The following is a 12,443-nucleotide window of genomic DNA, read 5'->3' as shown; positions in this document are numbered from 1 at the left end:
TACTCCCTTCATGTTTCACATACAAACCTCTTTTTAACTATTTTTCATCAACCCTCTTTGCATGTACAGCAAATCTTTGTTTTTCAACCGAACAAGTAGATAGCGTAATAACTTTATCTTCCTTTGTTGGTTTAATATTGCTCTTAAAATATGATTTTTTTAAAATTTTATCCAAGAAATTACTAAAATCATCATTAACATCAAAAGGAACCTGATAAATAAAACTATTTTCACTTACATCTTCATACGCAAAAATCTCATATCTATATTTCTTCTTTTCTGTAATAATCTGAAAATATTTATGATCAGCATAATAGTTTGGATCTCTTTTGTAAAATTTAAGCTTTCCAAACATACTTAAGTTACGCATATTATGGCCATAAATCAAAGTATGTGAATCTTGAAAATCTGTTTTATTTTTTGCTTCTAGAAAAATAGAGCCTGCTATTGCATCACTTTTATCTAATGCTGTTCTTAAATATTTTTTATTATCTCCTGAATATAAAATTGGATAACTTATATCATCATTTTCAAAATATATCCAACCAACAACATCAGAATTCTGTTTTTTTAGTGCTTCAAAATCTATCTGAATATCGTCATACCATTTGTTCTGCTTACTTTTTTTCTTTTTCTCCTTTGTATAATTATCGGCTAAATCTGCATACAATTGATTTGATTTACTATAATCTCTATAAATCATGAACAACTGACTTCCTGCATATCCAGCAAGAATCAATCCTAAAATCAAAGGTACCACAACACCTAAAGAAAAATTATTCTTTTTCTTAGAAGGTTTATTTTTTGAGTCTGAACTATAGTTTTTATCTAAATTGTTTTCTTCTGTAGATTGTTTATCATTTGAAATACTTTCTTTTTTTTCTTTTTTATATGCCTTTAATAAAATATCTGAATAAATCCACAATGCTGCTACCACTACTATCAAAAAGCCCACAAAGACATAGCCACCTGTTGTTGAAAAAAGTGGCTTAAACACGCCAATAAAAGGAACCATAAACACTGGTTTTCCAACAAATCTCGAAAAAACAACCGGTTCTTTGTCTACACCACTATTTGCATCACCTTTAGTTATAAATGCTTTTTTTTCATTATCAACCTTTACAACTCTGTGAGTCATGACATCACTTGTATCTGTTCCTAACTTGAATGTAATTACATCGTTTGCCTTAACATCGATTACGTTAGCCTCTTCAACATAAGTTACACTATTTTTAGGATAACTTGGATTCATACTTTCCGATTTAATCGCATAAACTTCATATCCAAATATTCTCGGAATGCTAAACGGTATGCACAAAACTATAACTAACGCCAGAATAATATTCCCAATTCTTTTGAATAGCTGAGATTTCTTCTTTATCTTCTCCATATGAAATTTCCCCTCTTCATTTTATTTAACACCACTTTCTTTATAAATATTATACTCTATTTTAATGTATTGTTCAAAAAATAAATAAAGTTTTGTATTTTGGGTATTCCATTCTGACAAATACTATGTTACATTAGAATATGCGTGTTTTCTTGTAGAATTCTTTTTATTATCTAATTTTATAGGAGGAAAAAAATATTGTTTAAAAATTTCAAAAAATCAATTACACTATTAGCAATAGCTTGTCTATTTTCAAGCACAGTTTGTTATATGAATGTAGAAACACTTTATGCTGCTTCTTCAAAAAAATCTTCTAATAAGACTTCTTCTAAAAAAAATAGCAGCAAAAAGAATAATAGTAAAACTGATAAAAGTATCATTGTTAAAGGCAATGCTTCTCTCGAAAATGCCATTAAATCTGCTAAAAGTGGAACAACAATTGTGATCGACGGAACTATAAAATCTAATACTATTAAATTACCAGCTGGCGTTAACATTCAAGGTATAAATAATGCTGTAATTGATTTTAGTTCTACTAGAGGTGCTAATGGAAAAGGTCTTTATTTAGCAGCAAATGGAAGTACAATTTCAAATGTCACAATTAAGAATGCCGCAGATAACGGTATTTTTGTAACAGGTTCTTACAACACTTTTAAAAATGTCACATGTTGTTACAATCATGATGCAGGATTCCAGGTTAGTAATGGTGGTGCAAATAATTATTTCTATAAATGTAATGCTAATCACAATTATGATGCAACTGGAGAAAATGCAGATGGATTTGCAGTAAAACTTCACTCAGGTGTTGGTAATGTTTTTGAAGAATGTGTTTCTGAATACAACAGTGATGACGGTTGGGATTGCTATGCAGCTCATGGAGCAATAAAACTTATTAACTGTCACGCTAATTACAACGGTTTATGTAATGGTATCCGTGGAGATGGAAACGGATTTAAAATGGGTGGCGTAGATAATAAAACACCAGGTCAAAAACCACATTTAGATCCACTTAATCACTATTTAGAAGGATGTACTGCTGTTGGAAACTACGCCGCTGGATATGATAGAAATAATCAAAGCGGTGTTGTTACAATGAAATCTTGTTACGCTGATTCTAATAAGGGTGGAAACTATCATTGGCCTGCAACTGGTAAGCCATCTGCTTTAGGTTACAAAGTAGTTTTTGGCAAAGCAATAATCGACAACTGCACTAGCAAAAATGGAAGAAATGATATTTCTGGTGCTATCTTAAAAGGAAATTGCATTGGATTTTAATTCTACCGTATATTCTAGGTTTAATTATAACATAAGAAAAACATATATAGATTTATTATTTATTTTATAAGTTACATAAATTAGATATAATGATATTTTATTCAAGAAAAACGCAATTTTTACTCCCCTTATTAGATCTTATGCACCATCCATAACTAAATAAGGGGAGTAGTTTTTTATTCTTGCTTATGTTTTCTTTGCTCTATTTCGTTATTTATTTTTTTCTTTTTCATCTTGTTTTCATACATTCTAACATCAGCGACATTAATTAATTTATTAAGACTAATTGTCTCGCTAAACTTCGAAAAACCAATTGATAATCTGATTTTACAAGGGATATAATCAATTTTTTTAATTGTATTTATTTTTCCTTGAATATCTTTTACAAATTCATTCAAATCAAACTCTTCATGGTATTGAGATATAATAGCGAATTCATCACCTCCTATTCTAGCAATTACTGAATTGTTACCATAATTACCTTTCAAAAGCTTCGAAACAGTTTTTAAAACCTTGTCTCCGAACTGATGACCAAAAGTATCATTAAAATATTTGAAATCATCAATATCAATATAAAAGAGGACAAAATCAATATTTTTTCTATTATACTCTCTCTCATATTTATCAAGCATTTCAATGAAGCCTCGTCTATTAAACAATTCTGTTAATTCGTCCGTTACCGCAAGTTTATTAATTGTCAAAGAAGCACTTTCATCATAAAAATTGTCCTTAAATCCACCCACTAAACCTACTATTTTCCCATCAACATAAATTGGTCTTTTATTAACAATAAGCTCATGAACTGATCCTTTTACTATACAGTTAACTTTATGATTGATAATGGATTCGCCTTCCTTTATCACTTTCAGTTCTTCCATTTTTGGTCCATCTTCATTAATGTGCCATCCCATTTCTTCATCGGTTTTTCCAATTATCAAATCTTTATCCGTTATTCCATAAAAATTCATAAAATTATCATTTACATCAATAAAACGGCGGTTCCTATCTTTCCAAAAAACACCTATATCACTAAACTCTAAAACATTTCTCAAAACTTCGTCATTGATTTTGTTTTTACTAAAATATTTGCCTTTTATCATTTTTTTACTTTCAAGCAATTTTTTAGTTGTTGCACTTGAATTCTTAATAAACAAAACACATTGCGTTCCATTTTCTCTCTTCTGATACATCAACCAAAAAGTGAACCAATCATATGTATTATCCGTCCTTTTTACTCTAAAAAACCTTTCTTTATATGAAATCTGTTCTCCTTTAAAATCAATTTTTAAATCATCTGGCTTGAACAATGACAAAAATTCATCTTTTTCCTTAGGATACAAACTTTTTCTTATAAACTCATCTATAGTTATATCCAATTTATTATCTATTATTCTTCTATTAATATTCATCCCGTTATAATATAGGTTTTCTATTCTATTATCTTTAAAATCAACTAAGTCAATACAAACAAACATTGAATATAACATTTTAGTATAAACATTCAACCATTTTCCCTTTTCAAAACCTACATCATAGAGAGAATGCGCAACGGAAATCAAATATGCGTGCGTTTTTCTATGTATATTTGTTGCAATGTAGTTTATCTTCAAATTACATAAATAACCATTTTTTACTAAATCAATACTTTTTTCTTCTTTCTGAAGGCGCGCACTCTTTCCTATAGAAATAATATCTTTTCTTCTGTCGAATAAACCCCTATTAAAAAAGTCTTCATTTTCACTCAGCGTATCTGTTCCTAAATCTTTTATAAATTTTAAGTATTCTTCATTAGCTATAATATATGTAATTGCTCCTCTGTGATATTCAACTACAGCAAGTGGAAAGCCTGATGAAAAAGCGAAATTTGTTTTTTCATTAAATTCCTTCTTATAATCACGCAATAAATTATCATCTCTCACTATTGATTCAACATTAATGTTCATAAGTGGATTACTATTTAGCAAATTAATCCTATTTATTATAACGTTGTATGCAACATCTGGACCAACTTCCTTCTGGATGTTGTTTTTTTCAATATTTTCTATCGCATCATTATAGGGCAATGGCTTTCCAAATAAAAAACCCTGCATTTTCTCGCATCCAATAGAATGCAAAAATTCTACCTGCTTTTCTGTTTCAACCCCTTCTGCAAGAGTTCCCATAGACAATTGTTTGGCCATATTCACAATAGACGCCAAAATAACTTTACTTTTTTCATTAGAATCAAAATCCTTCAAAAAATTCATATCAATCTTTAAAAAATCAAAATTAAAATCCTTTAACGCATTAAATGAAGAATAGCCACTTCCAAAGTCATCCATCCATACCTGATAGCCCGCATCATGAATTTGTTTGATTTTTTTATTTATAACTTCTACGTTTTCGCTAATTATACTCTCTGTAATTTCAAAATGAATCAATGCCTTTGGAATTCCACTTTTTTTTACCTCTTGCTCTATTATTTCTAATATGTCACACATTTCAAAATCCAACTTAGATAAGTTCACAGAAATCGGTTCAAATATTTCGTTATTCTTCTTTAATTCAACATATTTTTGACACACATATTTTATTACATAAATATCTATTTTATGTATTAAATGTGCCTTTTCCAAAACTGTAATAAACTCATCTGGATTAATACTGCCATAAATTGGATCATTCCATCTTGTCAAGCTTTCCCAACCACACAACTCTCGTGTTAATGTTCTAATTATTGGTTGAAAATATACTTCAATATACTTGTTTTCCAATGCTTTATCTAAACTTGTTATTATATAATGTTCTTTTTTCTCTTTTTTTGCAACCTTATCATCGTAATAACAGTACGTCAAATCATACCTACTTTTTACATTTTGACAAGCTAACTTTGCTTTATCTATAGCATTTAATATATCTTTATCGGTTACATTTATATCTGAATATTTGCCATAAGACGAACTATTGTAAATCTCTTTTCTATCTGATGGATTTTCTAAGCAATAAATACCGACCTTAAGATAAACTTTTTCATTTTCATGATATTTTTTTACACGATTATTCAATTTTATAACTTCGGCTATAACATTCATACTATTAGTAAAAACAGCAAAATGATCATCATACAATCTAGCAACAGTCTGTGATTCAAAAATATCAACTAATTGTTCCGCAATGTATTTTAAAAACAAATCCCCCTCTAAAAAACTATATTCTTCATTGAAATACTTAAAACCATTTACATCAATAAATAATAACGAAAACATTTCATCTGTCTTAGTTTTTATTGCATCATCATATTTTTTCTTTGCAATCTCCTTAAATTTATAAATATTATTTAGTTTTGTTAACCCATCAATATTAGAATCATTTATAGCGCTTCTTAAATCATTTCTTCTTATTTCCTTACTATTATCTTCACGGCTATTAAATAACAAATCAATTTCGTACTCATCATACACCTCATCATTTTTATTTTCTAACAGCAAAAAGAAAGCATAAATATCCTTTGTATCATATTTTAAAATCATTTGTCTATTCACACAAATTTTATGCTTTTTTTTACAAGATCCAATATAAATATTAAAGTATTCCTCTCGGTACGTTATTCCTTCTTCATAATCTTCTATCAACTTTTCCCTATCAAAAAAATCAGAAGCAATCTGTTTACTATCATCTTCAACATTATATATAACTAAATTTTTATAAGCCACTTCATAATTCATATGAGACATTTTAGAATCTTCAATCGGTGAACTAATACCACAAACATGAAAATCAACTATTGTATTTTTTGATATATTTATTGTAAAGAAACATGATTTTTTAACAAATTGGCTAAACGAAAAATATTTCGACTCCTTATTATTATTCTTGTTTGCTAACCATAAATAAACCGAATCCATAAAGTTTTTACTTTTTCCTTTTTTCCTACCTTCAATGCTACAAAGAAAGTCTCCCATTATTTTTCACCCCACTTCAAAACCCATGTCTCTATATAATTACCTGCTATTGTCTCTTATCTATATCGGCTTTTTTAAAATTCAACTGTCTATTGACATATTAAAAAATATAACAAAAAAGCCGAATACACCTAGACCTCTCATTACTACGTGTATTCAGCCTTTACAATTTGAATCCATTGCTTTCATAAAAAATATTCACCCCCACGCAAATATCTTTACTTTAAAAATTATATCTCTGTATTAATATAACTTGCAATGAAATCCTTATATACATACTATTTTTCTTCACTCTGCTGTGAAGTTGTTATGCCATAATAAACCTCAAAATAAATTTCTAATCCAGACATTTAAATCCCCCCTATTCTTTTTTTAATTAAATATACCCTACATCTAATAGTATAACATATTTTTAAATTTTTTCTATATTTTTTCAAAATTTAATTCACAAAAATTCTATTGTTTTTTTATGCAAATTTGATTGATTTATTAAAAGACAATTTTGAATTGTTTTTTTTATCTAACTATTTATATTTATAAACCAATATTTTTGTTATATTTTACAAATGCTTAAATAATACATATAAAAGATTATAAATAATAAAAATTTAATACCGAAATATTAAATGCTTATAAATTTTGATATTATATAAAAAATAACAAAAATAATAAAAGCGAAGTTTTATAAAAGAAGGAAAACGGTGAAAGAGCTATGGAAGAAAAAAAATATGCAGTTCTAATTGACTCAGAGAATATTTCTGCCAAATACATAAGTACTATTCTTGATGAAATGACACGTTATGGTGTCGTAACATACAAACGTATTTACGGTGATTGGACAAGTCCTCAATCAGCATCATGGAAGAATGTACTCTTTAAATATTCTCTCACACCTATTCAACAATTTAATATCGTTTCCGGAAAAAATACGACAGATTCCGCTTTAATTATAGATGCAATGGATATTTTATATACAAACAACGTTGATGGATTTTGCATTGTTTCAAGCGACAGTGATTTCACACGATTAGTATCTCGACTAAAAGAATCCGCAATGGAAGTTATTGGTATGGGTGAATCCAAAACTCCTCGTTCATTTAAAGTTGCATGTACTATTTTTACTGCGCTAGATTTATTATTAGATCAATCTACCGATATGAATTCAAACTATAAATCAGATTCGAACGACCTGACAAAAACCATTTATTCCACTGGTTCTTCATCCGACAATAATTCAACAAACTCGCTTAACATAATTGAAAAAATCAGCTTGGACTCAATTGAAAACTCAATCATTGAAATTGTAACTGAAAATAATAATAAAGGACGTGTTACTGAACTTGGAGAAATTGGGAATAGACTTCAAAAAAAATATCCAGATTTTGACGTGAGAACTTATGGATACAGCTCTCTTTCGACCTTTATGCAAGAAATAAAGGCAGTTGAATTACGTAGAAGAAATAACAATACAGTTACAATTCATTTAATTAATAACAAATCATTCCGAGATAAAATTGTTAATTTTATAATTGAAATTGTATCTGAATATGGCGACAATGGAATAGATTTAGGTTTACTTGGAACAAAAATACATAATAAATATCCAAATTTTAAAGGAAAAGAATTTGGATACTCGACACTTTCAAAATTTATCTCCTCTATTCCTAATTTGACAATCGTTGCATTTGACTCAACGCGTAATTATGTATATATTAATAATAGAAAGAAATAATCTCTGTAACCTATATAAAGATTATTTTTTAATGAACAAAAAGAAAAACTAGAGGTAATACTTATGCAAAGACGTCAATTGATATTCAGTGGTCGCGTTCAGGGTGTTGGTTTTAGATTTACAGCCGGTAATATTGCTTCCGATTTAGGTTTAACGGGATGGGTAAAAAATAATCTAGATGGAACAGTAACAATGGAAGTGCAAGGAGATTCTTTAAAAATATACCAACTAATTAAAGAACTTAAAAATGACGGCTACATTGAAATTGAGCACATCGAAAGCTGTTCAAAAGATATTGTTGATAATGAATCAAAATTTCGTACAATTTATTAACCATAAAAATTTAATTATTATAATTTCTTAACTAAAAAACAAACCACTATTAAATAGCAGTTTGTTTTTTTTAATCATTACTTTTCTCTAAAAACTTTAAAACTTATATATACTAATTTTTATTATTTTCGAACTTTATTTCTGTTACGATTTATAACAAATATTTCTATAAATTTTTAACTTCCTTATAATCAAACAATAATGATTTTATAATTTTCTTAAAATTTGTAACGCATCAGCTTCTATTATTAGTTTACCATGTTCTTCAATAAAAGCTTTTTTTTCTGCTCCTGTATAAGCACCATCTGCATATTCATCAGTAATAAAAGACAGGCTTTTTACCTGATTATCAGTCAAATATCCTATTTCAATTAATACAATGTATGAACCATTTAATCTATATAAGCGATTTGGAATTCTTCTATCTATGTTAACCTTCTTTGAGAACTCTTCCAAATTATTAAAAGAATTAAAAACCAGTAGCCCTTCTACTCTATCTTCTGGCTGAATCTCTTCTATACGCTCTCTTTCATAATCCCTATCTAGCTCACATGGATCTAGATGTGTTTCTGAAAAAGTCAAAGCAATCGTATGATTTGGTCTAAAATTGGCTCTTACTTTCTTTACTCCAAGTTCCAAGTCAATATGAAATTCCTTTTCCGCCATGTTGAAAATATGGTGCATAAACTCTTGTGTCTTTTCTCCATTCGACATGATATCATCCATGGTATAACCCAAACCTATAATCTCTTCTTCTGTAACAACGCATTGAATGGTGTGATTTCCCACTCGTGAAAACTCTATAATGATTCACCGCCTTTCTCAGAAAATTTGCTTTGTTTTTCTTTTATTGGATTGTTACCCTATATTTCGGCACGAAATACGTCAATATTCTTCACTTTAGAAAAGTTTAACACTTTTAATATTTGGCAAATTGATATTAATTTTATCTTAATATTATTTGATATTATTTAATTTTTCGCAATTAAAAAAGCGATTTTATATTCGCTAATACTTATCCATTGATAAAAAAACAAAAAAACTCTAGACTTAAAATCTAGAGTTTAAAGTGGACTAGATGGGAGTCGAACCCATGTCCGAAATACGATTCATTGTACTTCTACGAGTGTAGTAAGTCCTTTAACATTCCCTCCGTTGTTCGAGGACTAACACCCTAACAACTTCAGTAGCTTCATAATACGCCCATAAGTGCAAAGCTTAACCTATGTCGTTTCCTACATGTTCGAAGCCTGGGTCTTAATGTGTAGGTGCACTAAGTCAGACTGCTGCAACTAGGCAGCTAATGCTAAATTATTATCTTCAGCGTTTAATTTTAATTGTGCCATTTAACGCATTGCATACGGCTCGCTTCTCCAACTTCACGTACCCCGTCGAAACCATTACTAGCCCAAATTTCTAATTTTGAAATCTCTCAAGGCCTCTCTTTTTTGATCTCTCTTAGCAATGTCCTGACGTTTATCATACAACTTCTTACCTTTTGCTAATGCAACTTCAACCTTAACAAGACTTCCTTTAAAATACACCTCAACTGGTACAATAGTATAACCCTTTTGAGCAATCTTCCCAATCAATTTCTGTATTTCTTTTTTATGCATTAAAAGCTTTCTTGGTCTAAGAGGATCTTTGTTAAAAATATTACCTTTTTCATAAGGACTTATATGCATACCATACAAAATCACTTCTCCATCCTCAATATGGATAAATGATTCCTTAATAGAGCATCTTCCCATTCTCAACGCCTTAACCTCTGTGCCAGCCAAACTAATTCCTGCTTCATATATCTCCTCAAGGAAATAATCATGACGAACTTTTTTATTATTTGCAATAAGCTTTTTAGATTCTTTAGCCATAGTTAACTCCTTTCGTCGATATATTTTACTTTTACAGCCACAAACATTATTATACACCAAAATCTAATCTTTTGCAACTAATTAAAGAATTTTCTCACTATACACAAAACTATTTAAAGCACAAATCCTCACTACATGTTCTCTAAAGTAAGAAAACATATAGTGAGGATTAATATCTCTCTAATTAATCGTTGACTCACATAAGCCACCAATATTTCATAAACTGTGTATAATAATCACTATACCAAAGCTTTAGAATTCTGCATATGTAAATTTTGGTGTTTCTATTATTCCACTATACATGGCAAATATAAAAAGAATCATCATGATTAAAAAATATTTTAAAACTAAAATAATAAATTCTTTTGTCTCTTTTTTCATGACTTACCACCTTTATAAAAGTTATATAATCTTTCATTAATTACAACCCAACCTAAATTCCAAGGGTGAACTGCATCGCTTGTGAGATACTTGTCATATGAATACTTTGACAAATCATCAAATTTAACATTATATTTTGATGCAATTTTTTTAACATTTTCAGATAAAACTGTTCTTTTATCTTTAGTCATTCCTGTATAATCATACCATCTACCATTAACAGGTAATAGTACAATATCCAACTCTATGTTCTGTGAATTGCACAATCTAATAAAATATTCTAAATCTTTGTATTCTTTTGATTGTTCCCATGAATCCTTATTATGTGAACCTTTCAATCCTAGAATGTTCAATTCTAATTTTGAAAAATTACTATCTCTCATTGTAAAATCATTATGTGATTTTTTTTCAGAAAGCTTTGTTGCTTTTTTTAACATTGTTTCATTTTTAAAATCAATTTTATGTTTATTAGCATACTTTTTCTTTCTGCCCTTACCATACAATTTATGATCTAAATTATATGATGTTTTTACTGTAATATAATCTTTTTGTCTTGCATATCCTTTATAAAAGTTATAACGAAATTCGTCTATACTTGAATCGTTATTTCCAAGATTGATACTATTACATAATTCTACTTTAGACTGCAATCCCTCGTTCTTAGATAAAAGTTTCTCAGAACGTTTTGCATAGTATTCTTTAATATCTCTTGGAATAGTCTTGTTTTCCATAAAGTGATAATATTCTGTCTCAGAGAATCTCAACTCAAAATGCTCTGGTGAAATTCCCTTTTTGTAAAACCATGTTGGAGACAGGAGCATAACAACTTTTTTATTATTCATCTGTTCTCCAACAGAACCAACAGCAATTCCATGTAATAAAGTTTGATTATATGAACTACCAATTGTCATCCAATTTTTGCTGTCTTTTGCACACATATTCATTGGATGATATTTAGAATTACGTCCATGCGCAAACTCAGATGATCCACAAATAATCATAGTATCATCACCAATATTCTGACTAATTGCCTCATACGATCTATCTTTATAAGCACTATTCCACATACCCATGCTTTTATCATCAGTATATAACTTATATGATAATGATATCTCAAATATTACCAAAAAAACAGTAAACAACAATGCTGCTACTATAAATGCTTTGATTTTTTTCATTTTGTCACACCTTAACTCTTATGATTTATTGTAACTTAGATTTTACTTTATCAATAATCTTTCTTGGTGTATTCATTTCTTCTCTTGTTACCTCTGAAGGTGAAATTACAACATCAAGTTCTGATTTAATATCAACTAACAATTCAGAATAATCTAATGAATCAAGTAATCCTTCTTCTAATAAATCGATATCTAAATCTTCTCTTACAACTTCATCTCCACATAATTCCTCTAAAATACTCAAAATCTTTTCTTCCATCTTTTTAACCTCTTTCTTATAATTTTTATAATAAATTTTTAAAACCAAATTCTGCACTAACAACTTGTTCTAGTTTAATGCAC

The 12,443-nt window shown here is 28.7% G+C and carries 10 protein-coding genes and 1 other RNA gene; 3 read left to right on the top strand and 8 right to left on the bottom strand.

Going from position 1 to position 12,443, the window contains the following annotated elements; genetic code table 11:
- Positions 1-37: 37 nt before the first annotated feature.
- The gene (gene srtB / locus BLV79_RS12420) at positions 38-1,390 is read right to left on the bottom strand and encodes a class B sortase (protein ID WP_083354425.1); all 1,353 of its coding nucleotides are present in this window, start codon (positions 1,388-1,390) and stop codon (positions 38-40) included.
- Between the two features lie 198 nt (positions 1,391-1,588).
- On the opposite strand from srtB, the gene BLV79_RS03465 reads away from it, so the two are divergent.
- Positions 1,589-2,665: a right-handed parallel beta-helix repeat-containing protein gene (locus BLV79_RS03465; RefSeq protein ID WP_242871422.1), complete on the top strand. Its 1,077-nt coding sequence runs from the start codon at positions 1,589-1,591 to the stop codon at positions 2,663-2,665.
- A gap of 176 nt (positions 2,666-2,841) precedes the next feature.
- Here the strand turns inward: BLV79_RS03465 and BLV79_RS03460 are convergent, their stop codons facing one another.
- Complete coding sequence (locus BLV79_RS03460) at positions 2,842-6,606, bottom strand: EAL domain-containing protein (protein WP_074716206.1); 3,765 nt, start codon at positions 6,604-6,606, stop codon at positions 2,842-2,844.
- A 712-nt stretch (positions 6,607-7,318) separates the two neighbouring features.
- Here BLV79_RS03460 and BLV79_RS03455 point away from each other — a divergent pair.
- Entirely contained in the window at positions 7,319-8,338 is a 1,020-nt protein-coding gene (locus BLV79_RS03455) for an NYN domain-containing protein (protein WP_074716204.1), read from the top strand.
- A gap of 63 nt (positions 8,339-8,401) precedes the next feature.
- Positions 8,402-8,671, top strand: a complete 270-nt coding sequence (locus tag BLV79_RS03450; protein ID WP_074716203.1) for an acylphosphatase — start codon at positions 8,402-8,404, stop codon at positions 8,669-8,671.
- A 207-nt stretch (positions 8,672-8,878) separates the two neighbouring features.
- On the opposite strand, the gene BLV79_RS03445 is transcribed toward BLV79_RS03450, so the two are convergent.
- The 6 genes from BLV79_RS03445 to dltC form a co-directional block, all read right to left on the bottom strand.
- Positions 8,879-9,460 (bottom strand): adaptor protein MecA, encoded by a 582-nt coding sequence (locus BLV79_RS03445; RefSeq protein ID WP_074716201.1) that lies wholly within the window; start codon positions 9,458-9,460, stop codon positions 8,879-8,881.
- A gap of 278 nt (positions 9,461-9,738) precedes the next feature.
- Positions 9,739-10,081: a transfer-messenger RNA gene (gene ssrA, locus BLV79_RS03440) on the bottom strand.
- Positions 10,075-10,542, bottom strand: coding sequence for an SsrA-binding protein SmpB (smpB, locus tag BLV79_RS03435; RefSeq protein ID WP_159429321.1), 468 nt, complete (start codon positions 10,540-10,542; stop codon positions 10,075-10,077). Before smpB ends, ssrA begins: the two co-directional genes overlap by 7 nt.
- A gap of 252 nt (positions 10,543-10,794) precedes the next feature.
- Positions 10,795-10,923 (bottom strand): hypothetical protein, encoded by a 129-nt coding sequence (locus BLV79_RS13145; RefSeq protein WP_022750079.1) that lies wholly within the window; start codon positions 10,921-10,923, stop codon positions 10,795-10,797.
- The gene (gene dltD, locus BLV79_RS03430) at positions 10,920-12,101 is read right to left on the bottom strand and encodes a D-alanyl-lipoteichoic acid biosynthesis protein DltD (RefSeq protein WP_074716200.1); all 1,182 of its coding nucleotides are present in this window, start codon (positions 12,099-12,101) and stop codon (positions 10,920-10,922) included. Before dltD ends, BLV79_RS13145 begins: the two co-directional genes overlap by 4 nt.
- 25 nt (positions 12,102-12,126) lie before the next feature.
- Complete coding sequence (gene dltC / locus BLV79_RS03425) at positions 12,127-12,360, bottom strand: D-alanine--poly(phosphoribitol) ligase subunit DltC (protein WP_074716198.1); 234 nt, start codon at positions 12,358-12,360, stop codon at positions 12,127-12,129.
- Between the last annotated feature and the right edge of the window lie 83 nt (positions 12,361-12,443).

Source organism: Lachnobacterium bovis DSM 14045 (assembly GCF_900107245.1).
Classification (GTDB): Bacteria; Bacillota; Clostridia; order Lachnospirales; family Lachnospiraceae; genus Roseburia; species Roseburia bovis.
This window is presented reverse-complemented; position numbering and strand designations above follow the sequence as displayed.